This window comes from Moraxella oblonga NBRC 102422 (assembly GCF_001598275.1).
Classification (GTDB): Bacteria; Pseudomonadota; Gammaproteobacteria; order Pseudomonadales; family Moraxellaceae; genus Moraxella; species Moraxella oblonga.
The window spans coordinates 1-24,366 of sequence record NZ_BCYQ01000017.1 but is presented as its reverse complement, the minus strand read 5'-3'; the positions used below and the strand labels follow the sequence as shown (position 1 = coordinate 24,366).

Genomic DNA, 24,366 nt, shown 5'->3' with positions numbered 1-24,366 from the left:
TTTTATGTTGTGTTAGATGAGATTAAGTGTATTTGCCTCTAATCTTTTAATGACAATATTCATACACTTTACTTAACCATTCAATGGTGCTAACCGTCCAGTCCAATAATTCATCATCATTAAAATTATTAAGCTCATTTTTATAAATAAACTTGCCCAAACGATAAAACTCGCCTTGTTTTAAATCTATCTTATCATAATCAAATTCACAGGCTTTTTTAAAATCACCATATTCATTGATACGACTATGCCAAAAATAAAAGTCGTCAAATTCTTTAAAGTCAATGTCATTTATCCATTGATTAAAATCTGATAAGGAACTTTTTGACAAATGAGCCTTATAAGAATGCCAAGTTAATGAAACAATCAATCGCTCTTTATTTAAAATCACCACAATAATTGGGGCATTGCCAAGATAACGCTCATATTTATAATAAGCAAAAAAGTGGCGTCTAATTTCCCAGCCATTACACCAATTTTGAATATGGGGTTTGGCAAAGTCATTGGGTAGATTTTGATAAACCTTTAAATTAAAGTCTTTAAAAATTTGCCAAGCAGATTTATGGTCGGCTTTGATTTTTTCTAAATCATCAGGGCAATAAAGTTTTAACTCCTTCATTTGGGAATAAGGTTTATTTAAAATATCGGCGTGGGTGGATTTTAGCATAATTATTTATCAATTAAATTTTAAGGTTAGCCATTGCTATTTTGTGATTTCAACCATTTCATAAAATTAAAACTTGCCTGTTCCTTTTGATTATCGCCAAACTCATAAAACTTAATACCCACCATATTATCAGGCAAATAATTTTGCGGATAATAATGATTGGGATAATCGTGCGGATAAATATAATCCACGCCATAACCTGTTTGTTTCATTAGAGTGGTAACACCATTTCTAAGGTGGAGCGGTACAGGCGAGTTGTCGTGTTTGACAAATTCTAAGGCTTTATTAATCGCTTGATAAGCGGTGTTGGATTTTGGCGAAGTCGCCAAATAAATCGCCACTTGCCCCAAAATAATTCTTGCCTCTGGCATTCCAATTTCTTTGACACTTCTTAAGGCAGTATCGGTAAGTAATAGGGCATTGGGATTGGCAAGTCCAATATCTTCACTGGCGAGTATCACAAGCCTTCTGGCAATAAAGACAGGGTCTTCGCCAGCATTTAGCATTCGTGCCAGCCAATAAATACTGGCATCAGGGTCAGAGCCACGCACCGATTTGATAAAGGCACTAATCATATCATAATGAAATTCGCCATCTTTATCATAGCGGATTAAAGTTTTGCCAGCGACTTTGCTAATACTCTCAAAATCAATCACAATCGGCTCGCCTTGATGGGCATAAATGGCAAGTTCTAATAGATTTAATGCTTTTCTGGCATCGCCTTGTGCTAATTGATAAATGGGCGAAATATCATTTAAGATAATGGGTAATTGTTTTAAATGTTCATCTGTGCTAATTGCCCTTTTTAATAACTCTTCCATTTCATTATCGGATAAGGGGGTTAATTCATAGACTTGGCAACGAGACAATAAAGCGTTATTGACACTAAATGATGGATTTTCGGTGGTCGCCCCAATCAAAGTAATTTGCCCACTTTCTACCGCACCCAATAAGGCGTCTTGCTGGGCTTTATTAAACCTGTGAATTTCATCAATAAATACCACAGGCGATATATTAAATAATCCATCATCGCTATTTAAAACTTCTCTTAATTCTTTGACACCGCTATTGATGGCGGATAAGGGGCGAAATTCTCGTCCTACGCTTTTGGCTAATAAACTTGCCAATGTTGTTTTGCCAATGCCTGCATTACCGTGCAAAATCATAGACGGTAAATAACTCTCACGCACCATTTTGGTAATGGGGGCATTCTCGCCTAATAGATGATTTTGTCCAATCATCTCATCAATGGATTTGGGGCGAATACGCTGGGCTAGGGGGATTGAAGTTTCCATTTTGGGGTTTTGCACCAGTAATATTGAGAACTTAAATTAACCAAAAACAATATGGGAATAAATAATAACATTAAATAAGAACCATCACTCAAACTTCTTATGATAAAAAACATCAAAACATAGATGATAACAAGATGATGGGTATTGATATTGTTTAATTTTGGACTTATTATAAATTGATGATGACAATTTTGGCAATGAAATTTATCAATTTTTTGATGAAGTCTTTGCGAATGGCAATTTGGACAACAAGGAGCAAATGTATTAAATTTCACCTTTAAATCTTCCAAAGTAACTGAGATTTCAAAATCATCTTTAACCAAATTATAAGTATCCACACCCTTTAAAATGGGCTTATTTTTTAATTTATAATAATGATAGTTTTGTAAATTTTTTTCCATAAAATAAATGCCAACACCAAGCAATATCAATGCCATTAACGATAGTTTTATCCAAAATACAGAACCTAAATTTATTTTGTCAAAATTAGCAATGACTTCAACAATAGCAATAAAAATTGCAAATATAATCATAGCATCTGCATAAAGCTTCCATTGTGTTTTTATAAATCGTCTTGCAAATTGCCTAAATGTCATCTTTTCTAATTCAGGCAAAAAAGGGTTAATCAGCAAACTTTTTTGGCAATGCGGACAAAAAACAATGCCGTGATGATAAATGACTTTATCAAAGGGCTTGGCACAATTTGAGTGTGGGCAAATTATTTTATTTAATGAATGTTTCATTATTTAAAAGGGTTAATAATGGTTAAATTCTCAATCCAATCAAAATCTTTGGGGCTGTACTAGAATAACACGTATGTTATACTAGTTTTATGAAGATAACCCATTGTAAACTAAGCAAAAAAGTACAGTTAAAACTGCTTGAATTTTTTGTCGCAGAAGTAACAGTTAGAATAGTAAGTGATTTACTTGGTATTCAGTACAATTCATCTGCTTTATTCTACTACAAAATCTTAACTTGTGATAGAAAGAAGCCAAAGATCTTTTTGATGGCGAAATTGAACTTGATGAAAGCTATTTTGGTGGTATTTGCAAAGGCAAGTGTGGTCGTGGTGCAGGTGGTAAAACAGCCGTGTTTGGTCTTTTAAAGCGTAATGGCAAGGTTTATACCGTTGTTGTCAAAGATACCAAATCAGATACATTAATACCAATCATCACAAGCAAAATCAAACCTGACAACATTGTTTATACCAATTACTTATTCAAGCCACAATGCTCTTGATGTGAGTGATTTTAAGCATTTTCGGATTAACCATTTCAAAGAATTTACACAAGACCACAATCACATCAATGGCACCCCAAACTTCTAGAATCAAGCCAAACACGAGTACCGCCGACACTACAACGGCATTGACAAGAAACATTTTCACTTATTCATTAAAGAATGTGAGTTTCGTTTTAATTATGGTACACCGTTTAATCAACTTAAAATATTGAGAAAATGGTGTGGGATTTGGGCTTATCTACGTCAGCCCCACAACCTTTGTCTGTTTTTGAATAGAATTTACCATAACACCAAGCGGTTTGGTGATTTTTTATGACACGCCATTTTAATCAAAGCGAGTTTTGTTGATATAGCCCTTTGACCACCTCCCCTATCATGCCTATCCCTGCCGTCAGTACTTCATCAGTTTGGGCGACTGACAGACGGATACATTCATGAGCATGGCGATAATGGTCGGTATCTATCCCCACAAAAAAATGCAGGCTTGGTATGATGAGTGTGCCTTTGTCTTTTAGGAGTTGGTATAGCTCTTGGCTGGTGATGGGCAAATCTTTAAACCACACCCACAAAAACATCGCCCCTTCTGGCTTGTGAATAAAGACAGGCAAATTAGCAAACTGCTCTTTGAGCAGTTTGACTGCCAATGCACTTTGACGTTGATAAAATGGCAAAATGGCATGTTTGGATAAACGCACAATCTCATCGCTGTCAAAAAGTGGTTTGGCAAGGCTCGCCCCAAAACGAGTGGGGGCAAGGTTGATGATGGCATTCATCGCTGATACTGCCTTGATGATGGCAGGGCTTGCCACAATGATGCCTGTGCGGACGCTGGGCAAGCCCACCTTTGACAAGCTAAAACACAACACCGTATTATCATCAAAATTAAGCGTGGTGTTTGTATAGATGATGTTTGGAAATGGCATGCCATAGGCGTTATCAATGATGAGTGGCACATCATAAGTGCGTGCGATGGCAGAGAGTTTGTCCATTTCGTCATCGGTGAGGACGTTGCCGGTGGGATTGGTGGGGCGAGAGGCACAAATCGCCCCAATGCGTCCATGTCTTAACTCATCTAGCTCATTTAATTTATCAAAATCTACGGTATATTTAAAAAACCCCGCCTGCCCCTCGTGGGTACATTCTGTAATGACAGGCTCTACCGCCACAAAATGCGTGCCGTCCACATGAGCATCTGCATAGCCGATATACTCTGGCGACAGTGGCAGTAGGATTTTTTTATCCACACCACCAAAATCGCCAGAAAACAGATTAAACAGATAAAAAAAGGCATTTTGTGAGCCGTTGGTCAAAGCGATGTTATCGGCTGTCAAACCCCAATCATAATGACGATTAAAAAACGCCACCAAACTGTCAATAAACCCCTTATCACCTTGTGGTGTAGAATAGTTGGCGACACCATCTAATACCGTACCGTCCGCCACAAGGTCGTGAAGAGTTTTTTGGTACACGTCATTGACCTCGCTGATGATGGCAGGGTTGCCACCACCGAGCATATTGATGGGTTTGTCAGAAGCTAAGGCATTCCCCAAATCGTCCATGAGCTGTAAGATACCGCTATTTTTGGTGAATTTTTGTCCAAAAGTAGAAAATTGCATGAAAGTTTTCCAAATCAAATAAACCATTTTATCACAACTTTCTTGCCATGATAACAACCCAACACATACCAAAACCCAAAAAAACTGTGCCACTTATCCAAAATCTGTGTTATAATGGTCGTCTTTTCGCTTTGATGACATCGCTCTTTTGTTTTGAGATTTCAAAACCACACATTTGACCTCTTGGGTTTACTGCATTTATTTTGTTGCGATGATTTTGGTGTTTTTATTTTTGGTTAAAAAACACAAATAGCGACAACCTCACCCTTTCAAAATACGTATGCAACCACCACCCCTCATCTGATAGGTGGTATTTGGTGGTTTTTCTTTCATCAAAGGGTGTTTGATATTTAGGCAGACCATGACAGACCAAACCCAAAACACTACCACTTTTGCGGATTTAAACCTACACTCCGTGATTTTAAAAGCCCTAGAAAAATCAGGCTACACCACCCCAACCCCCATTCAGGCAGGGGCAATTCCGCACGCCCTAAACGGACGAGATTTGTTATTGTCCGCCCAAACAGGCTCTGGCAAAACCGCAAGTTTTGTACTGCCCATTTTGGATAAACTTGCCAAGACCCCCAAACCAAAGTTAGCCAACGCTGATGAATTTAGCCAAAAATCTCACCGCAAACACCAAAAAACTCCCATTAAAGCCCTAATACTCACTCCCACACGTGAGCTTGCCATGCAAGTCCAAGACAATGTGCGTAAATACAGCAGTCAAATGCGTGGTGTGTTTAGTGTACCGCTTGTGGGTGGTGCTCCCTATGGTGGTCAAATCAGAGCCTTACATAAAGGCGTTCAGATTGTCATCGCCACACCCGGACGCCTGATTGACCACATGAATGATGGTCGTGTGGATTTGTCAGAGCTTGATACGCTGGTGTTAGATGAAGCTGACCGTATGCTGGATATGGGATTTAGTGATGCCATTGAAACCATATTAGCCCAAGTTCCTACCACTCGCCAAACGGTGATGTCATCAGCCACATGGGACGGTGCAGTTGGCAAAATCGCCGAGAGCTTTACAAAAAACCCCGAACGCATCTCCATCAAAGTAGAATCTGCTCACATTGATGAAAGTGTGTATTTTTGCGATGATTTTAACCACAAAAACAAAATCTTACTTGAACTGTTAAATAATGACGACATTGGTCAAGCCATTATTTTTACCGCCACCAAAAAGAGTACCGAGCAACTTGCCCAAACACTCACCGACAACGGTCTATCCGCTCGCTATCTACATGGCGACCTACCCCAAGGCAAACGCAACCGTATCATCAGCGATGTCAAATCTGGCAAATGTGATTTTCTCATCGCCACCGATGTCGCCGCTCGTGGCATAGACATCTCAACCATCAGCCATGTAGTCAACTACGACCTACCTCGCCAAGTAGAAGACTATGTTCACCGTATCGGACGCTGTGGGCGTGCTGGACGTACTGGGGTTGCCATGAACCTATGTAGCCGTGATGACCAACGACAGCTAGGGCACATCAACCGCTATCTGTCTCGTGAGATGAAAGAAAACGTCATCGCAGGATTAGAACCCAAATTTACCCCCAAAAAAGACCAAGACAAACGCAAACATGGGCGTAAATTTGACAATAACCGTTTTCAAAACCGCCCTCGCCAAGACAAATCAAAAGATTTTTATCAAAAATCTTTTGAGCGTACTTTTGAAAAATTTGGCAAAATTAACAATCCATATGAACGTGGTGAGCGTAACGAGCGTTTTGAGAACAACAAACCAAACCCTCATCACAAGCACTTTGACAAATCGTCCAACCACAATGACGATAAATCATTTGAGAAAAAATTTAATAAATCCGCCAAAACAGACACCGACAAAAAATTTGGCAAAACCAACAAACCCGCGCGCCGTGATGTAACAGAGCTTGACCGTGAATATCATGCCAAGATGGGTCGTGATGTTAAAAATGAGAAAACCAAAGAATTTTCTTCTAAACGTGGGCGTGGACGCAGTGATGAACCGTTGTATAGCACCACCGCCAAACGCCCAAAAAAGCGTGTTATTGAAGAGGTATTTTTTGACAAACGCCAAACCAAAAAATCCAAAAAATTTGGTGAGTTGTAATTTTATAGTAAATTCCATTCAAAAACAAACAAAGGTTTTTTGTTCGTGGTGAGTTTGTCAAACCACAACAAAAAACCACCCCACCCGCCAACGGGCTCAAAACGGTTTTTTGTATGATTTTGATATGAATTAAGCATAAATAAAAAAGGGTCAATAACGACCCTTTTTTATTATCACAATCACCCCTCAATCTCATCAACCGCACGCCATGCCTCATCAATCGCCCCATCAGCATACGGCATCCAGTCAGCATCAGAGTTGGCGATGTGAATATTGCCGTGTGGGCGTTTGACATTTTCTAGCATTTTATCGGCTGTTTTTTGGTCAAATAGGCTATTATATTCATAACTATACCCATGACCCCAACGGTTCATCGTAACCGCCAGCACCTTATCATCTAGCTTTTCACCTGCCAATTCATAAATTTCACGCAACTGGTCTAAGGCTTGTTTTTCTAGGTCGTGATAGCTGGCTTTATACAGTTCGGCACGCCCTATCCTGCACGCCTCTCGCACATCTTTGCCTGTTCCATAAGGCACAGGAATACGCACCATATGAATCACCATAGGCTCGCTTGGATCTTTGGGGTATTCATAACCACCCATACTCACAGGGTAATCCAACATCACATGCACAAATGGTGCTTTGGGGGCATACAACTGCCACGCACCCAACTTCTTGAAAGCCGTCCAGTCTTTTACCATGATTTTGGCATATACCATCGGTACACGACTGTTTTGGGCATGGTCATCTTTTTGAGCTTGGGGCAAATCACTGTCCAAATATGGTATCATGCCATGCTGACACGCCAAAATACAATGTGTTGCGTCCACACGGTAGAGTTTGCCGTCCTTTTTATAACCAACCATCACGCCCTTTTTGCCATCTTTTTCTATGTTTTTAACTTGTACGGCTGTCGCATTGAGGCGAATGTTAAAATTTTGCCCTGCCACGTCCAGTTTACTATAATCAAACTTATCTAATACAATCGCCTCCATGTCGCTTTTGCCTTGTGAGTTTTCAGGATTTGAAACGATGTTTGGAATAAGTTTTTTAATAATCAGTCGCAAAATAGACACGTTGCCATCTGGAAAATGGAAAATATAAGGCTCACCTTCGCCTTTTTCATGATAAACCAAACCTGATTTGTCAAAGCCTGGATTCACACCATGAAAACGGTCGTAAAAGGCACTATATGCAGACAGACCGTCCACAGGAAAACCCCAATATTCTAAACAAACTTCCTCAAAATATCTCATCGCCTCATCAGACAGACCCACACGCTCTCGCAAAAATTTGTCATAACTGATGCTTTTTAGATAATCCTCTCGCTTGTTTTTGGGAATGTCAGTCAGATAGTCCTTGGGTATCGTATAAAGCTCAATCAAGGCTTTTTTGTCTGTCTCACTAAATGGTGCTTTTGTGAAAAAATCTGTGGCATTGTCAGAGCTTGGCAAATCAGGCAATACCAAACCTTGCCCAAAAGTGGCTTTATTGAAAAATACGCCTGTTTCATTCATGCCCAGTTTTTCAAAATATTTTTGGTCATAATAGGTATAAAACTTTTCTACATCAATACCCAAATCAGTCAATAGACCCATTGCCTCTTCGCTGTATTCACTAGGCGTATCAATGGATTCACTACCGCCATAGCTAATGCGAAAGACTTCTTTGCCGTCCACCATTTCCAAAAATTCATTACGTTTGGCGTGTCCACCAAAATCATCATGGTTTTCTAAAATCAGAATCTTGGCATTGGGGAATTTTTTTTGATAAAAATAAGCACTGGCAATACCGCTAATGCCTGCCCCGACCACCACCAAATCCACTGTTTCAAGTACAGGCTCAACCGATACATCAAATTTAGTTTTTTTCCATGCCATCTCGTGAGCCACATCATAACTACCCTCATGGTCGCCTCGCAGACCTGTCATGCTTGGTGGGTAGTTTGAAGGAGGTGTCAAGGCTTGTGGTGTGGCACTCTTTGGCGTGGTAGTATCCACCACCTTAGATTTATCATTACCACAAGCGGTCAATGCACCTGTTGCAACACCCGTAATGAGTAGTGCCGTGCCATTTAAAAAATCTCTACGAGTAATTTGTTTGGTCATAAATTTATCTCAATAAAAAAGCCCAAAAAACCAACATGGTTTTTTGGGCATAACAGATATTACTGTTTTTCCTCTGGATTCATGTGTGCCACCGCCAAATGTTTGTTGGTGATTTTGTCAATCTCACCTTCTGCTTTGAGCTTGGCAATACCGTTATTTAGTTTTTCCAATAAATCTGTATTGTCTTTATTGAGTGCCATTACATGTTGAGCAGAAGGTTCATCAGGGTTTTCCACGATTTGGATTTGTAGATGTTGGTCAGGGTAATTGGCTTGGAAATACCGCAAATTAATATTGCTATGGATATAAGCATCTGCTTGTCCACGTATCATAGCGATAAAGCCATTGATACCCTTATCCACAGGCATGATTTTACCCACGCTAGCATTTTGTAACAGTTTTTCATAACTTGACCCTGCCAAAACACTAACACGAGCATTGCCAAGCTCTGATAGGCTTTTGGGTTTTATGGTTGATTCGTCTTTATAAATCAAGGACGTTGGGTTAGAAAAATAGCTATTTGTTAAGGCATACTTGCCCGCCCGCTCTTCTGTCCACGAAATGCCCGCCACCGCAATGTCATACTGCTTTTGTTCCAATCCTGTAAAGATGTTTTTCCAAGCCACTTGGACAACTTCTACATTAAATCCCTCTTTAGCACCGATGGCTTTAACAACATCAACATCAATCCCTGTTAGGTTGCCATTATCATCTTTGTAAGTAATGGGGGCTCCTGTGCCTGTGGTTGCCAAAACCACAGTAGGTAAGTTGCTGGCAGTGGCGGCGGGCTCGCTGGCATTTGATGTTGTTGATTGGTTGGTAGAGGATGTGTCGTTGCCACATCCCACCACACCAAAAGCAATTACAAAAAATAATAAAGGTGAAGTAATTTTCATAATAAATCCATAATTTATTACATTATCTTGACGTTATTATATGCCCAAACCAAACTTATTTCAATCCTGCCTGCTTTAATAATGCCCCTAGACTGCCGATTTTGCCAGTATCTTTGTTTTTATCAGATTTTGCCTTGTCAAATTTGGGTTTGTCCAATTTGGCTTTATCGGTTGTGTTCTTGCTGGGCTTTTTGTCGCCTTTGGGCTTTTTGTCCATATCAGAAATGGGGCTGGCTTTTGCTTGTTTCATTGTCAAAGCAATGCGTTTGCGAGTTTCGTCCACCGACAACACACGCACTTTGACAATATCTTGGGGCTTGACAATGTCGGCAGGGTCAGCCACAAAGCCGTCCGACAATTCAGAAATATGCACCAGCCCATCTTGATGAACGCCAACATCCACAAAACAACCAAAGGCAGTAACATTGGTAACCACACCTTCAAGCTCCATACCGATTTGTAAATGCCCCATTTGGCTCACATCATCACGGAATTTGGCGGTTTTAAACTCGCCTCTGGGGTCGTGGGCAGGCTTGGCAAGTTCAGCAAGCACGGTGGCAGTTTGGCTAAAATGGTCGTTGCTGTCATTTAAGGATTTGGCAAGTGCTTCGTTGCCAAGCACCTCACTCAACGATTTACCCGCCTTACTCAAAATCTCATAGACCAGTCCATAACTCTCTGGGTGTACGCCCGTTGCGTCTAGTGGTTCATCGCCGTCTTTGATACGCAAAAACCCTGCCGACTGCTCAAAGGTCTTTACGCCCAAGCGTGGCACGGCTTTGAGTTGTTCACGGTTTTTAAATGCCCCATTTTCACGGCGGTAATTCACAATCTGCTGGGCGACATTTTTGTTGAGACCTGCAATATGAGCCAAAATCGCAGGGCTTGCGGTATTGACATCAACCCCCACCGCATTCACACAATCTTCGGTCACTTTGTCCAGACTGCTTTCAAGCTCGGTTTGATTGACATCGTGTTGATATTGCCCCACACCGATGGCTTTGGGTTCTACCTTGACAAGCTCGGATAAGGGGTCTTGTAGCCTTCTTGCAATAGATACCGCCCCACGCACCGACACATCAAGCTCTGGCAACTCATCGCTGGCAATCTGGCTTGCCGAATACACCGAAGCCCCTGCCTCAGAGACCACCACCGCTTTGGCAGATAGTTTGTTTTCATCAATTACCGCTTTGATAAGCTCGTCCGTCTCTCGGCTGGCTGTACCATTGCCAATGGCGACAAGCTCAACATTGTGCGTGGCGATGAGATTTTTAATCACTTCTTTGGCATTCTCTGGCGTTTTGTCGGTAAAAGGATAGACCGTGTCGGTAGTAAGCACCTCGCCTGTGGCATCAATCAGCGCCATTTTGACACCGTGTCTAATGCCAGGGTCCACACCCAAAATCACCTTACGACCTGCTGGGGCAGTCATCAAAAGGTGTTTTAAATTTTGGGCAAAAACACCGATGGCGTGCGTTTCGGCAACCAGTCGTCTTTCGGTCAAAAGACGGTGTTCTATCTGTGGTCGCCACTTAACTGACCAAAGTTTTTCTGCCGTTTCGCCCAAGAACTTTCCCTGCTCGCTTGTTTCGTCAATATTTAATGACTGTTTAATTTGGCTAATATTTGGCTCATCTTCGCCCAGCACCGAAAGCACCAAAACATTGGCTTGACGACCACGAAGCATTGCCAATAAACGATGGTTTGAGAGCTTGGCAAAGGGTTCTGTATGGTCAAAGTAGTCTTTGAATTTCTCGCCTGCCTCTCGTTTTTCCTCACCGACAAGCTGTGAATGAATGCTGGCGGTGGCATTAAAACCTGTGCGTACTTTATCAAACAAATCCAGATTCAATGCCCATTCATCAAGCACAATCGCCTGCACGCCAGCCAGTTGCAAATCAAGAGTAGAATAATCCACATCAAAACTCTCGCCTGTATCGTCCGTCACACGGCTAACGGGCGTATAACCTGCCAAAACACTCAAAGGCTCGCCTGCCAAAATTTGCAAGGCAAAGGGGCGAAGTCCTGCCAAAGTCGCTTTGGCGGAAAGCGAACGGCGTTTTGGGCGGTAGGGTTCATAGATGGCGTCAAGTTCTAGCTTGCTGGTGGCGTTCCCCACTCGCTCTGCCAGCTCATCGGTTAGGGCGTTTTGATTGCTAAGCAGTTCAAGCACTTTGCTACGGCGAGTTTCTAGCTCTCGCTCATTGGCTAGGGCTTTTTCTAGCACTCGCAAAATCTCATCATCAAGTCCGCCTGTCTTATCCTTGCGGTAGCGAGCGATGAATGGCACGCTTGCCCCCTCGTCCAAAAGCGTGGCAAAGGCTTGTACTTGAGCAACTCTTAGGTTGTGGGCAGTAGCAAGTTTTTGATAAATGGCGGTGTGGTTGATGAGTAGTTCAGTCATAATAACCCTATCGGTTGGGATTGCAAAATGCCTATTATAGCAAACTTTATCCCATCTCAAAACCTTTTGGGAATGAGCTGTGCTTTTGGGTTTTCTGGGTGTGGTCTGTCGGCATTTTTGAGTGTCATGATAATCCACTCATCGGCACGTCTGACCGCCTCCACCAAATCATCACCGCACGCCAACCGCCCTGCGATGTAACTGGCAAGCGAACAACCAGAACCGTGAAACTCGCCATCAAGACGTGGCACAATGCTTCTGTGGACGACTTCACCACCGACATACAAAAACTGCTCAATGTCGCCCTCACTAAAATCATGCGATGTTTTGACAAGTACTGCTTTAACTCCATTAGCACACAGCTTTTTTGCTCCGATGTGCAAATCATGTTCGCCTGACAACGCTCTTAGTTCGTGGGTATTTGGGGTGATGAGCGTGGCATAAGGTAGCAGTTTACCAAAAGCCTGAACGAGCGTGTCTTTATCCCCCAAACTGCCACCGCTATTGGCGACAAGCACAGGGTCAAGCACAAAGGGCGTGTCTGGCTTGATGTGTCGCTGACCAAACAACTCTGCCAATGCACTGATGTTATCTGTCGTGCCTAGCATGCCTGATTTGATGGCTTTGACGGGCAAATCGTGAAGCACCGCCAAGGCTTGTTCTTTTAACAGTTTGGCAGATACAGGCTCAAAACCATAGACCGCTTGTGAGCTTTGTACCGTGATGGCAGTACATGCAACAGACGCATGACCACCTGCCTGTCCGATGGACTCAATGTCAGCTTGAAGCCCTGCCCCACCAGAGGGGTCAAGTCCAGAAAAACACAACACCACAGGACGCATGATTTCTCCTTTTACAAAACATAAAGTAATATCATAACATCTTTTATTTTCAATGAAAATCATTTATGCATCAGATTCTATGATGGCTCATCAAATTATGCTAAAATTGAGTTATCTATTGTATTCTAACATCATCATGACGCATTATCTAAACACTCCTCTCACCACCGCAAATCTTGGTAACAACGTCCCACGCAGACATGGCAAATTTACCCAAAAACTTGCCAAAAACTTTAATCGTATGGTGGGGTGGCGTATCGTTGGCGAGGTTGCCAATCTCAAAAAAGCCGTTCTCATCGGTGCACCACACACCTCCAACTTTGATGGTGTATATACTTTGCCATTGCTAATTGAGCTTGACATTGACATCAAAATTTTGGGCAAAAAAGAGCTTTTTACCATACCGATATTGTCACATTTTTTAAAATGGGCAGGAGTGATTGCTATTGACCGCCAAAAGAAAGGTTCAACCCTTAAAGCCAGTGTTGATAAATTTCACACAAGCGAGCGGTTGTTTTTGGCACTTGCCCCAGAGGGAACACGAAGTTATACTGACACGTGGAAAACAGGTTTTTATTATTTGGCGTTGGAGGCAGGCGTGCCCATCATTCCTGTGGCGTTAGACTACAAAACTCGTGAGATTCGTTTTATGACGGCATTTTATCCCACAGGCGACATTGAGGCGGATTTACCCAAGTTGTACGCCTATTATCAAGGCGTACAGGGCAAAAATCACAAAAATATGTCCAAACCATTGCAAGATTTATTTCACACCTAAAAATTGATAAAATTCATTAGCACGAAAATCACCCTCAAACAATTCACCTGTATCTTTATAAATCATTGGCGTTGCCATGATAGCGAGGGCTTGGGCGTGTTTTTGGTTGGCGGTAAGGCGGTTTTGGCTGTCTTGACATTGATTTTTTGGGCGTACGCCTTTCATGGCAGAAGTCAATAACATCGCACGTTTGGCATTATCAGTCTCACACCAAATTTGTCGCATGGGTTCAGGAGACTCGTCATAGACAGGATAGCCGATGGTTTTGACGGTGATACCTTTGGCATTATATTCGGCGATTTTGGCATGAAACATCTTGCAATAAGGGCAATTAATGTCGGTTGCAACATAGACCGTTGCTTTTTGATTTTTGGCAGGATAAACGGTTAGGGCGTTTTGGTCAAGCGTGGCTAAAATATGGCGGTTTTTGGCATATTCAAATTCATAATCTAGCCCTGATATTTTGCCATTTTTTACCACAAGCACATCACTGTTGATGAAGTAGCGAGCATCCGCACTCATCAAGAATGGTACACCGCTTTGTCCTGTTACCCCCCACAGCAATCCACGAATACTGCTATAAAAAAACTTGGTATCAGGCGTCATATTTTTTAGGGCTTTGGTGTTGGCAAGCAATGCTTGTTTATAAGCATCAGAAACAGGCGTGCCCATTTTGCCTTGTGCCATTAACGCAGGATTAATGGCAATGGCGGGGCTTGGGTTGGGCTCAAACTCACCCTCAATCACATATTTGCCGTCTGAGGTCATCAATATGGGTAAAAATTTTGATGAAGTTACTGACAACAAACCTTGTACAGGCGTGGTTTTAATAGCATCAGCAGAGGGCATGCCATTACTAGTAAGCACCTTGTTAATGGTGTTGGTTGTGGCGGTATCTACATTTGCCAATGCAGAGGTTGTTAATGCAAGTGATAACGTCAAAGCAGTAAGATATTTTTTCATAAACTTATTCCAAAAATAACCATTTTACTCCAATTTTTGACAAAATAGGCATATGGATACGATTTAAAAAATACCTGTAAGATTTGCTTTACAGTTGTAAAAATTTTGATGAATAAACTAATTATCAACACAACACCGTACATTTTATCATGTGTAACATTCCCCATTTATCCCAAAAAATGCTAAAATACCCCAACCCCACCATTTAAGGACATCGTAATGACCAACATCACCACCGACCGCATTTTAATCTTAGACTTTGGTTCACAATACAGCCAGCTCATTGCTCGCCGTGTGCGAGAGGCAGGCGTGTATAGCGAAATGCACGCTTTTGATATGGCGGACGAAGACATCAAAGCCTTCAACCCCAAAGGCATTATCCTATCTGGTGGTCCTGAAAGTGTGTATGCGGATAACAGTCCAAAAATCCCCCAAATCGTCTTAGAAATGGGCGTGCCTGTCTTAGGTATTTGCTATGGCTTTCAGGCAATGACAATGCAATTGGGCGGTATGGTGGAGGCAGGCGATGTCAAAGAATTTGGTTATGCCAAAATTGACATTAACGAAGCCGACCAATTATTACAAAATATGGCGGACGACCAAAACCAATCACAAGTGTGGATGAGCCACGGTGATAAAGTCACCCAATTAGCAAATGGATTTGCTGTAACATCAAGCACGCCAAGCTGTCCGTATGCTTCCGCCTCTGATGAAAGTCGTCATTTTTATGGGGTGCAATTTCACCCAGAAGTAACCCATACCGATAAGGGCGAAACTTTGATTTCCAACTTTGTCCATCGCATTTGTGGTTGTGGCAGTCTGTGGAATAGTGAGAATATCATTGAACTTCGTATCAAACAACTACAAGAGCAAATTGGCGATAATCAAGTGCTTTTAGGCTTATCAGGCGGTGTGGATTCATCAGTGGTAGCAGCGTTGTTGCACCGTGCAATTGGTGATAAATTGACCTGTGTGTTTGTGGATAATGGCTTGCTCCGCTTAAACGAAGGCGACACCGTTATGCAAATGTTTGCCGAGAATATGGGAATTCGTGTCATTCGTGCCAATGCGGAAGATCGCTTTTTAACCGCTTTGTCAGGCGTAACTGACCCAGAAGCCAAACGCAAAATCATCGGACGAGAATTTATTGAAGTATTTAGCGAAGAAGCCAGAAAACTAGACGGTATCAAGTTTTTGGCACAAGGCACAATTTATCCTGATGTGATTGAGTCCGCCAAATCCAAGCAAGGCAAGGCACATGTTATCAAATCACACCACAATGTCGGTGGTCTGCCTGATGATTTAGCCTTTGAACTCGTTGAACCTTTGCGTGATTTGTTTAAAGATGAAGTGCGTAAACTTGGCGTGGCACTGGGTATCCCACACCATATGATTTATCGCCACCCATTCCCAGGACCAGGTCTTGGCGTGCGAATTTTGGGTGAAGTCAAAAAAGAATATGCCGATATTTTACGCCTTGCCGATGATATTTTTATGCAGGAGCTTCGTGCGTCTGGTTGGTATGATAAAACCGCCCAAGCCTTTGCCGTATTCCAACCTGTCAAATCAGTGGGTGTGGTCGGAGATGGCAGACGGTATGCGTGGGTGATTGCCCTTAGAGCCGTTGAGACGGTGGATTTTATGACCGCCCGTTTTGCTCATTTGCCTTATGATTTGGTGGATAAAATTTCAACTCGTATTATGAATGAAATCGCCGATGTCTCTCGTGTGGTCTATGATGTGAGTAGCAAACCGCCAGCGACCATTGAGTGGGAGTAATAGTTTAGAATTAAAAACCGTCAATTTTTGAGAATTGGCGGTTTTATTGACGGAAAAAATATGAATATAGAAATTATAAATTTGTTATTGAATAACGGTTTTCATCTCGTATTTATCGCAATCATTTTTCTAATATGGCACATTATAAAAAATATTGAGCAATATTTAAGCATTTATCAAACTTTTAAAAATAGAAAAATTAATCTTTTGGAAGAAGCAATTAACTATCCAAAAATGCCAGATATGGAGAAAAATCGCTTAATAGAATTAAAAGTAAATGAATTATACTGTCAGGCAACTGGATTAAATGTTGATGCAAAAATCCGACCATTGGCATTAAAACTTATTGATGAGTTTTCACTCAATGAGCATAAAATTAATAGCATTCGTCATTATTTGACAATTCATCAAGGTCAAATACAAATTGATATTACAAAAATAGAATGGTGTTTTTTATTTATCTCTAAATGGATTTTTTGGTTATTATCAATAGTTATAGCAATAATAATTATTTTTTCAATAATGTTTATTGATATAATCAGAAATGATGTTGATGCATTAAACTCTATACTACAATTATTTTTTATGTCTTTTTTTGTTGGAATAATGTACGCTGGCGAAGCGAGAAAATACAATATATTTTGCAAAATTTATGAAAGTAATTGTAGTATTTTTAAAGCCAGAACTCCCAATTTATATTGGAAAATTGGTAGTATTACTCTATTTTTCATAATTATTTCTACAAATATTTATATTAAAATTTAATATAAATATATAACTTAATTTTTGATAATAAATACTTTCTCATCCTTATCACTCTTTTCTAAAAAAATAAAACCCACCATCATAACTGCTATACCCCCAATCGCCATTTAATTTTTCAACAATACGCTTGGCATAGCGTTCATAAATGTTGCCTTTTCGCTTGATAAAGAAATCACACAAACAGTTAAAACCCCACTTTTCTTTACCCCCAACACAAGGTATAATCCCCACATCACCCTACAATTAACAAAGGAATAGCATGACCGACTTTAACAATTACAACCCCTACCAATCCCCACAAAGCGAGATGAACACACCTGAGCAATATTCTGGTGAATTAGTGTTGTTAGAAAGCCCCAATTCCCTATCCTTTGGGGACGGTTTTAGTTGGTTGGGTGGGGCATGGCAGATTTTTATGGAACGTCCTTTGTTGTGGCTTGGGGCAGGTTTGATTCATGTCATTGTCATGACCCTGTTGGCACTAATTCCCTTTGTGGGCGGTATCATCATGGGCTTGATTGCACCGACATTTTTGGCGGGCATGGCATACATGGCTTATGGCATCGAAAGCCAAGAAGATATTGAGATTGGCGATTTGTTTGTGGGTTTTAAAAACAACTTTTTGGATTTCATCTTATTATTTATTTGGCAATTCCTGCTTGCTCTCGCCCTTGTGATACCTGTGGGGATTGTTGCCATCATGGCGATTGGCGGTCTTGCTGTGGTTGCGGGTGGCAACTTTGGTGATACGTCATTATTGGGTATTCTGATGATTGCTTTGGTAACATTGCTATGCTTCCTACCCTTGATATTAACCATGGTATTTTCACCCATTTTGATAGTCTTTCATCAGCAGTCAGCTTGGACTGCGATGAAATTAAGCCTAAAAGCCTGCCTAGCTAATCTCATGCCCTTTTTATCTTTTGGTATCGTGGCATTGATACTCATCATCATCTCAGCAGTTACGTTTGGATTGGCAGGCTTAGTCATCACACCACTCATCTCGATTTGCACTTATATCGCTTATCGGCAAATTTTAACCGCATATTATTAAAACTATCAAAACCGTTCATTTAACATGAGCGGTTTTTTTATGATAAACAACTTACCAATCAGCGAAAATTTGCAAAATTTCCCCCATTTTTTTGTTATAATGCCACATGATTGAAAAAATAAATCCAACAGATTAAAAGGAGAAAACATGACCGACTTTGATAACCACAACCCCTACCAAACCCCCCAAAGCAACCTAAATCAGGATTATGATGACGAAATTCCACCGCTGTACAACCCAAATGCAGTAGCATTATGGTCTCTGCTGTTCACGCCATTTGGAGCGTGGATGCACGCCAAAAATTGGGAGGCAGTTGGTGAATATGAACTCGCTCGCCAAAACCGCCTATTTGCCTTTGTGGTGGTGGCGTTGATTGTGGGGTCAATTTTGGTGGAAATGCTCTTTGGTTTTGCCATACCGTCCTTGTCCGTCTCGCTCATACCGCTTCTTGTTTGGTATCGCACGCTTGGTAAACAGCAAATCGACCTTGTCAAAGAAGAGCTGGGCAGTGATTACGAAAAACGCTCGCTCGTTGTGCCTGTACTTGTAGGCGTGATTGGTGGTGTATTGGCGGTTGTGGTGATAGCCATCATCATGCATGTCATGCTAGGAGCGTTGGATTTGTTGCACCCTGCTTATTTGGCGGAGTGATTGGTTAATCGGTCAGCACTTCTCCAAATACCCCCAAACTCCCCCCAAACACCGCCACTTTTTCGCTGTCCAGTTGCACGCTCATGATGACATTTTGCCCATAATCTGCCGACACGATTTCCCCACCCACTTGCCCAACCAAATAGCGAAGTTGGGCTTCGTGAGCAAAGTTGGTGGCGACTTTGATAAGTGATTTTGGCACAAAGGTTGTCAATGTCATCTCATCTACCACCAGTTGGGTGGCGGTGGCATAGGCACGGGTCAGCCCGCCTGCTCCCAGTTTTATCCCGCCAAAATACCGCACCACCACCACCAGCACATTGCCAATCGCCTTATGTTGCAAGACATTTAGAATCGGTCGCCCTGCTGTGCCGCTTGGTTCGCCATCATCATCAAAGCCTGCCGATGTGGTGTTGTTGGGGTTGCCGATAATATAACCATAACAAACATGGCGAGCATCTGGGTAGGTGGCTCGCAGTTGTTCCACGTGGAACATTAACTGTTCACGGCTGTCAATGGGATGGGCAAAGGCGAGAAATTCACTCTTTTTGATTTCATAAACCGCTTGGCAAGGGGCGGATAAGGTGGCGTAGGTCATCAACAACAATCCCAATAAAATTTCACCCGACTAAAATCGCCCTTTGCCAAATCATCAGGGTGGATAAAAAAGTTACCCACACCACCATCGCCCCACATAATCCCATAACCGTCCACATCATCGGTATCTAATTGAAATAACAACACATAATCCTGTGGCACGTCGCCATTTTGATAGGCTCTGGGGTCGGATTGAACAAAATAAGGATAGCCAAGCAAATGATGACCCGTGCTATCAAAAATTAGCAAGTCATAAATTTTATCACCAAGTTCGGACAAAGTATGATTGGCAAAAATCACATCAAAAGCCTTACTTTCTGTGAAACTAATGGCAGACTCGGTCAGTGTAAAAGTGGGAGCAAATGCCACTTCATCAAAAAATGGCAAATCATCGGTATCAATCCCAAGTCCATCAAAATCTTGCCAAAGGGCAGTATCATCTTGAATGACTTCGTCAAAATACAGCACCTTGCCCTCATCAAAATTGGTAAAAAACACCAACATTCCTGTTTTGGGCAAATGGTTATTGGCTGGCAAATCCGCCAAATTAAACTGCGCCAAAAAACCAAGCGGTCTGCCATCTTTATCGGTTGGATAATCCATATTTTTTGGTAAATAAGGCTGATTACCGCCAATTTTACTTGCCCACAAAGGCAACCCATCAGCCACACGCAATGCGATGTTAATCACGGGTTTGGCACTTGCCAAAATGTTGGCTTTAAATGGCAAAAACTCGACAGGCAATTCATCAATGAGTGTGTGCAAAGTCATCGTTGCTCCTTATGAAATTATCAAATTTGTGTTAGAATTATAACATTTTTAACAGATGAATAAAGGCAAATATGCGACTAGACAAATTTTTAAGCAAAGCGACCGAACTGTCTCGCAATGACTGCAAAAAAATCCTACATCGGGGTGAAATTAGTGTTAATGGCGACATTGTCAAAGATGGCAGTTTTCATATTGATGAAGTCAATGATGAGGTGGATTGGGCAGGCGAGGTGTTGTCGGTGGCAACAGGCAATCGCTATTTGCTACTTTATAAGCCAGAAGGTTTTGAATGCACGCTCAAAGCCAAAGAATACCCCATTGTTACCGACCTTATCGCCGTGCCAGAGGTTCTAAGTCTTCGTATTGCAGGACGGCTTGATGTGGATACCACAGGGGCATTATTACTTTCTGATGATGGGGCGTGGTTGCACCGTGTAACCAGCCCCAAACGCCATCAGCCCAAAGTTTATGAACTCACCCTTGCTGATGGTGTAAATCAAGACACCCAAGAGCGAATGATAAAAGAAATTGCCAAAGGTATTATTTTGGAAGGCGAAAAAGACAAAACTCGCCCTGCTACGCTATCTTTTGTGGACGACACACACGCCACACTCACTCTCACCGAAGGCAAATACCATCAGGTCAAGCGAATGATGGCGCATTTTGGCAATAAGGTGGTGGAGCTGCACCGAGCCAGCATTGGCACAATCACCCTTGACGGATTAGAAAAGGGCGAGAGTCGCTTTTTGACGGACGATGAGATTGGGCAGTTTTAATAAGATTGTAAGACATCAATAAACCACGCCAAACAAGATTGGGTATGATAGCATAAACCAGCAGACACATAAAAGGGCATTTCGTGATGGTGATAAACCATCAAGAAATGCCGTATAATTATGATAACAATGACACAACCCTCATCACACCCTAATCAAATCAATGAAATTTCTGCCCCAGCAAACTTAACCAATTTTAAAAAATACCATCACTTAATCACAATTTGGGTTGGTTTGTTAGGATAAAATCAAAGCAATCAAAAACAACCAATGATGGGGAGGTAGAGTCTCATCGCCATACCCATATCAAATTGGTGAGAATATGTACACCAATATACAGAAACGTTATTTTATGTTGTTAGCCTTTAAAAATTGGGGCAAAAATGCCATAATAAGTGCATAATTATATCCCACAGGAGCATTGGTATGGTGCAAATCAGAGATAGCTTGCCGTTATTGAACCGTAAAGGCTTGGAAGAAAAAAGCGACCAAGACAGTGCCAGCATGGCAGCAGGACTCGTTGCAAAGTTGCAAAACGCCCTACCCCCCGATGTCAAAGCCCAACTTAGCACTCACAAACTTGCCACCACCCACGACCACTCTAACACCAAAGCACCGCCTGCCACCCTGTCCGAGGACGACATTGATATGGAGGCTTGGCTATCATCAGTTGCCAAACGCATTGGCAAAGATGAATTGCCCCTTCTTAAAAAAGCTTGTGCCTTTGTCAAAACCCAAGTCAATCGCCCCCACGTTACTCGCTCTGGCACATACATCACAGGCGTCGGCATGGCGGACATTTTGGCATATCTTTTTCAAGATGAAAACGCCCTAGTCGCCGCCATGCTCTATCGTACTGTTCGCCGTGAGATAGTCAGCCTAGATACGGTGGCTTGTGAATTTGGTAAAGAGATTGCCCAACTTGTCGCCGATACGCTGGCTATGGGCAAACTTTCTGAAACCATAGAAGAAAACAAACGCCTAGAAGACTATTTTAACAACAACAAAGAACAACTCTCCACCATTTATAGCATGCTGATTAGCACCACCAATGACGTACGGGCAGTATTAATCAAGTTGGCTGAGCGTACTTTTGCCATGCGTGAGCTGTCTTTTGCCAGTCCTGACCGACAAAAGCGGGTGGCTCGTGAGGTAATGACTATTTATGCACCATTGGCACATCGGTTATCCATCGCCCAACTCAAATGGGAGCTTGAAGATCTCGCCTTTCGCTATCTTGCCCCTGATGAGTACAAACAAATCGCCAGCCTGCTTGCCCAAAAACGCAGTGAAAGAGAGCTGTACATTGAAGAAGTCAAACAGATTTTATCAGACGAGCTTGGCAAGGTTGGTATCACCTGTGAGGTATCAGGGCGAGTTAAACACATTTATTCTATTTACCGTAAAATGGTCAAAAAAAATCTTTCCTTTGACCAGTTATATGACATTAGAGCCTTACGAGTACTGGTCAATACCAATGCCGAATGCTATCACACGCTGGGTGTGGTACATGGTCTGTGGCGACACGTGCCAGAGCAATTTGATGACTACATCACCAACCCCAAACCCAACGGCTACAAATCTTTACACACTGTCGTCATCGCCAATGGTCGCACGCTTGAAGTGCAGATTCGCACCTTTGACATGCACTTTGAGGCAGAACTTGGCAAGGCTTCTCATGTTAACTATAAAGAAGGCTTAAAGGGCAAAACAGACGACTATCTCACCGCCAAAATCAGCTCACTGCGTCAGCTTTTAAGCAACGACAAAACGGTCAGTGATGAGGAGATTGACCTTGAAAATGTTGAACAGATTTATGTATTTAGCCGAGATGGTGATATCATTGAACTCCCCAAAGGGGCAACGGTACTTGATTTTGCCTACTATGTCCATACAGGCGTAGGCAATACTGCACAAGGAGCAAGGGTCAATGGTCGCTATGTGCCACTCACCCACCAACCAAAAACAGGCGACCAAGTAGAAATCGTTACCAAACCAAGTCGTGAACCAAACCGTGATTGGCTTGTGCCAGCACTTGGCTATGTCAATACCGCTCGTGCCAAATCCAAACTGCGTGCATGGTTTAACAAACAAGACAAAGATAAAAATATTGAAACAGGCAAAGCCCTGATTTTAAAAGAGTTTGAAAGACTATCCATACCTGTCTCACAGGTGGATTTGGGGCAGATTTGCCGAGAATTTGACCGCCAAAATTCAGATGAGCTATGCCTTGCAGTATTCATGGGCGACATTGGGGCAACTGCCATCGCCACCAAAGTGATGGGGAATATTGCCCCACCTGCCCCCACCCCCAACGAAACCGCCATCGAGCTAAAAGCCACCACTCGCCCCAACAAATACAAAATTGACCTAGATGGGCTTGACAACGTGGAAATTCACCTTGCCAAATGTTGTAATCCTGTACATGGTGAGCCAATTGTTGGCTTTATCACTCAGTCGCAAGGAGTCAGCATTCATCAACAAGATTGTCCAGAATGGGGGCGACTTGTCCAAAAAGACCCAGAGCGTATCGTCAGTGCGACATGGCAAGCCGATTTTGGACGCTATCAGCCAACCATCATCACGGTTGAAGCCATGCCACGAGATGGACTTTTGCGTGATTTGGTAAATGTGATTGACCGTGAAAAAATCAGTATTGGGCGTGCCGAGACGGTCTTTGCCGATGATGAAGTATGCCACATGAAATTTTTTGTGGAAGTGGCTGGTATTGATCATTTATCTCGCTTACTTGCCAAAATTGAACAACAGCCAAGCGTGGTCTATGCACGGCGAAGTGCTTAACACCCTATCCACTTATGCAAAATATTGTGGCAAGGCAGTGTAAACTTGGCTCATGCACACCACTCATTATACACAAGGATGTTTACAACCACGAATCGGTGCAGGGAGGTTTTATGTTTTCTGCACCTTTTTAATATTCTAAATTTTGTGTTGGAATGGTGAGAACACCATTTTTACAAATCAAGTCATTTAAAGCTAAGGGTAATTGATATTTTGTCGTGAAAGCATCTATTGTCAATGATACCAACCG

General features: G+C 42.1%; 19 protein-coding genes and 1 pseudogene. 9 read left to right on the top strand and 11 right to left on the bottom strand.

What is annotated here, in order from left to right; all coding sequences use genetic code 11:
* Positions 1-46 precede the first annotated feature (46 nt).
* The 3 genes from MOB01S_RS06280 to MOB01S_RS06270 are packed head-to-tail and all read right to left on the bottom strand — an operon-like array spanning position 47 to position 2,576.
* Entirely contained in the window at positions 47-667 is a 621-nt protein-coding gene (locus MOB01S_RS06280; protein WP_066802742.1) for an HI_0552 family protein, read from the bottom strand.
* A gap of 26 nt (positions 668-693) precedes the next feature.
* Complete coding sequence (locus tag MOB01S_RS06275) at positions 694-1,962, bottom strand: replication-associated recombination protein A (RefSeq protein WP_066802741.1); 1,269 nt, start codon at positions 1,960-1,962, stop codon at positions 694-696.
* On the bottom strand, positions 1,941-2,576 hold the full coding sequence (locus MOB01S_RS06270) for a hypothetical protein (RefSeq protein ID WP_157073913.1): 636 nt from the start codon (positions 2,574-2,576) through the stop codon (positions 1,941-1,943). Before MOB01S_RS06270 ends, MOB01S_RS06275 begins: the two co-directional genes overlap by 22 nt.
* A gap of 218 nt (positions 2,577-2,794) precedes the next feature.
* Between MOB01S_RS06270 and MOB01S_RS06265 the strand changes: the two are divergent.
* Positions 2,795-3,436 (top strand): annotated as a pseudogene (locus tag MOB01S_RS06265) (IS1595 family transposase); the annotation flags it as partial.
* Positions 3,437-3,536: 100 nt separating this feature from the next.
* Here the strand turns inward: MOB01S_RS06265 and MOB01S_RS06260 are convergent.
* Complete coding sequence (locus MOB01S_RS06260) at positions 3,537-4,823, bottom strand: valine--pyruvate transaminase (protein WP_066802739.1); 1,287 nt, start codon at positions 4,821-4,823, stop codon at positions 3,537-3,539.
* Between the two features lie 361 nt (positions 4,824-5,184).
* Between MOB01S_RS06260 and MOB01S_RS06255 the strand changes: the two genes are divergently transcribed.
* Positions 5,185-6,927: a DEAD/DEAH box helicase gene (locus MOB01S_RS06255; RefSeq protein WP_066802731.1), complete on the top strand. Its 1,743-nt coding sequence runs from the start codon at positions 5,185-5,187 to the stop codon at positions 6,925-6,927.
* Between the two features lie 179 nt (positions 6,928-7,106).
* On the opposite strand, the gene MOB01S_RS06250 is transcribed toward MOB01S_RS06255, so the two are convergent.
* From MOB01S_RS06250 to MOB01S_RS06235, 4 genes are read right to left on the bottom strand one after another with little or no spacing between them, the layout of a single operon-like run.
* On the bottom strand, positions 7,107-9,038 hold the full coding sequence (locus MOB01S_RS06250; protein WP_066802729.1) for an NAD(P)-binding protein: 1,932 nt from the start codon (positions 9,036-9,038) through the stop codon (positions 7,107-7,109).
* A 59-nt stretch (positions 9,039-9,097) separates the two neighbouring features.
* Positions 9,098-9,934: a substrate-binding periplasmic protein gene (locus MOB01S_RS06245; protein WP_066802727.1), complete on the bottom strand. Its 837-nt coding sequence runs from the start codon at positions 9,932-9,934 to the stop codon at positions 9,098-9,100.
* A 55-nt stretch (positions 9,935-9,989) separates the two neighbouring features.
* A complete protein-coding gene (locus MOB01S_RS06240; protein WP_066802722.1) occupies positions 9,990-12,338 on the bottom strand; it encodes a helix-hairpin-helix domain-containing protein in 2,349 nt (782 codons plus the stop codon).
* Positions 12,339-12,394: 56 nt separating this feature from the next.
* Positions 12,395-13,180, bottom strand: coding sequence for a hydroxymethylpyrimidine/phosphomethylpyrimidine kinase (locus tag MOB01S_RS06235; RefSeq protein ID WP_066802721.1), 786 nt, complete (start codon positions 13,178-13,180; stop codon positions 12,395-12,397).
* Positions 13,181-13,232: 52 nt separating this feature from the next.
* Between MOB01S_RS06235 and MOB01S_RS06230 the strand changes: the two genes are divergently transcribed.
* On the top strand, positions 13,233-13,958 hold the full coding sequence (locus MOB01S_RS06230; RefSeq protein ID WP_245640009.1) for a lysophospholipid acyltransferase family protein: 726 nt from the start codon (positions 13,233-13,235) through the stop codon (positions 13,956-13,958).
* On the opposite strand, the gene MOB01S_RS06225 is transcribed toward MOB01S_RS06230, so the two are convergent.
* Positions 13,944-14,921: a DsbC family protein gene (locus tag MOB01S_RS06225; protein WP_066802720.1), complete on the bottom strand. Its 978-nt coding sequence runs from the start codon at positions 14,919-14,921 to the stop codon at positions 13,944-13,946. The two genes, MOB01S_RS06230 and MOB01S_RS06225, sit on opposite strands and share 15 nt — an antisense overlap.
* Before the next feature lie 219 nt (positions 14,922-15,140).
* On the opposite strand from MOB01S_RS06225, the gene guaA reads away from it, so the two are divergent.
* The 4 genes from guaA to MOB01S_RS06200 all read left to right on the top strand — a co-directional run bounded on the left by guaA (position 15,141) and on the right by MOB01S_RS06200 (position 19,170).
* Positions 15,141-16,700: a glutamine-hydrolyzing GMP synthase gene (guaA, locus tag MOB01S_RS06220; protein WP_066802719.1), complete on the top strand. Its 1,560-nt coding sequence runs from the start codon at positions 15,141-15,143 to the stop codon at positions 16,698-16,700.
* Between the two features lie 60 nt (positions 16,701-16,760).
* The gene (locus MOB01S_RS06215; protein WP_066802717.1) at positions 16,761-17,465 is read left to right on the top strand and encodes a hypothetical protein; all 705 of its coding nucleotides are present in this window, start codon (positions 16,761-16,763) and stop codon (positions 17,463-17,465) included.
* A 259-nt stretch (positions 17,466-17,724) separates the two neighbouring features.
* The gene (locus tag MOB01S_RS06205) at positions 17,725-18,519 is read left to right on the top strand and encodes a BPSS1780 family membrane protein (RefSeq protein ID WP_066802714.1); all 795 of its coding nucleotides are present in this window, start codon (positions 17,725-17,727) and stop codon (positions 18,517-18,519) included.
* 147 nt (positions 18,520-18,666) lie between these two features.
* Positions 18,667-19,170 (top strand): hypothetical protein, encoded by a 504-nt coding sequence (locus MOB01S_RS06200; protein WP_066802712.1) that lies wholly within the window; start codon positions 18,667-18,669, stop codon positions 19,168-19,170.
* A gap of 4 nt (positions 19,171-19,174) precedes the next feature.
* On the opposite strand, the gene MOB01S_RS06195 is transcribed toward MOB01S_RS06200, so the two are convergent.
* Together MOB01S_RS06195 and MOB01S_RS06190 are read right to left on the bottom strand one after the other, a co-directional pair.
* Positions 19,175-19,768 (bottom strand): IMPACT family protein, encoded by a 594-nt coding sequence (locus tag MOB01S_RS06195; RefSeq protein WP_066802711.1) that lies wholly within the window; start codon positions 19,766-19,768, stop codon positions 19,175-19,177.
* Entirely contained in the window at positions 19,768-20,538 is a 771-nt protein-coding gene (locus tag MOB01S_RS06190; protein ID WP_066802710.1) for a YwqG family protein, read from the bottom strand. Before MOB01S_RS06190 ends, MOB01S_RS06195 begins: the two co-directional genes overlap by 1 nt.
* A 71-nt stretch (positions 20,539-20,609) precedes the next feature.
* Between MOB01S_RS06190 and MOB01S_RS06185 the strand changes: the two genes are divergently transcribed.
* Together MOB01S_RS06185 and MOB01S_RS06180 are read left to right on the top strand one after the other, a co-directional pair.
* On the top strand, positions 20,610-21,314 hold the full coding sequence (locus MOB01S_RS06185; protein ID WP_066802709.1) for a pseudouridine synthase: 705 nt from the start codon (positions 20,610-20,612) through the stop codon (positions 21,312-21,314).
* Positions 21,315-21,740: 426 nt separating this feature from the next.
* Positions 21,741-24,116, top strand: coding sequence for a RelA/SpoT family protein (locus tag MOB01S_RS06180; RefSeq protein ID WP_066802708.1), 2,376 nt, complete (start codon positions 21,741-21,743; stop codon positions 24,114-24,116).
* Positions 24,117-24,366 lie beyond the last annotated feature (250 nt).

Bases quoted from the DNA above. Each gene is read 5' to 3' on its own strand.
- MOB01S_RS06255 (WP_066802731.1), top strand. From the start codon at position 5,185: ATGACAGACCAAACCCAAAACACTACCACTTTTGCGGATTTAAACCTA.
- guaA (WP_066802719.1), top strand. From the start codon at position 15,141: ATGACCAACATCACCACCGACCGCATTTTAATCTTAGACTTTGGTTCA.
- MOB01S_RS06280 (WP_066802742.1), bottom strand. From the start codon at position 667: ATGCTAAAATCCACCCACGCCGATATTTTAAATAAACCTTATTCCCAA.
- MOB01S_RS06225 (WP_066802720.1), bottom strand. From the start codon at position 14,921: ATGAAAAAATATCTTACTGCTTTGACGTTATCACTTGCATTAACAACC.
- MOB01S_RS06200 (WP_066802712.1), top strand. From the start codon at position 18,667: ATGACCGACTTTGATAACCACAACCCCTACCAAACCCCCCAAAGCAAC.
- MOB01S_RS06180 (WP_066802708.1), top strand. From the start codon at position 21,741: ATGGTGCAAATCAGAGATAGCTTGCCGTTATTGAACCGTAAAGGCTTG.
- MOB01S_RS06230 (WP_245640009.1), top strand. From the start codon at position 13,233: ATGAAAATCATTTATGCATCAGATTCTATGATGGCTCATCAAATTATG.
- MOB01S_RS06205 (WP_066802714.1), top strand. From the start codon at position 17,725: ATGACCGACTTTAACAATTACAACCCCTACCAATCCCCACAAAGCGAG.
- MOB01S_RS06240 (WP_066802722.1), bottom strand. From the start codon at position 12,338: ATGACTGAACTACTCATCAACCACACCGCCATTTATCAAAAACTTGCT.
- MOB01S_RS06235 (WP_066802721.1), bottom strand. From the start codon at position 13,180: ATGCGTCCTGTGGTGTTGTGTTTTTCTGGACTTGACCCCTCTGGTGGG.
- MOB01S_RS06250 (WP_066802729.1), bottom strand. From the start codon at position 9,038: ATGACCAAACAAATTACTCGTAGAGATTTTTTAAATGGCACGGCACTA.
- MOB01S_RS06215 (WP_066802717.1), top strand. From the start codon at position 16,761: ATGAATATAGAAATTATAAATTTGTTATTGAATAACGGTTTTCATCTC.
- MOB01S_RS06275 (WP_066802741.1), bottom strand. From the start codon at position 1,962: ATGGAAACTTCAATCCCCCTAGCCCAGCGTATTCGCCCCAAATCCATT.
- MOB01S_RS06260 (WP_066802739.1), bottom strand. From the start codon at position 4,823: ATGCAATTTTCTACTTTTGGACAAAAATTCACCAAAAATAGCGGTATC.
- MOB01S_RS06185 (WP_066802709.1), top strand. From the start codon at position 20,610: ATGCGACTAGACAAATTTTTAAGCAAAGCGACCGAACTGTCTCGCAAT.
- MOB01S_RS06195 (WP_066802711.1), bottom strand. From the start codon at position 19,768: ATGACCTACGCCACCTTATCCGCCCCTTGCCAAGCGGTTTATGAAATC.
- MOB01S_RS06245 (WP_066802727.1), bottom strand. From the start codon at position 9,934: ATGAAAATTACTTCACCTTTATTATTTTTTGTAATTGCTTTTGGTGTG.
- MOB01S_RS06190 (WP_066802710.1), bottom strand. From the start codon at position 20,538: ATGACTTTGCACACACTCATTGATGAATTGCCTGTCGAGTTTTTGCCA.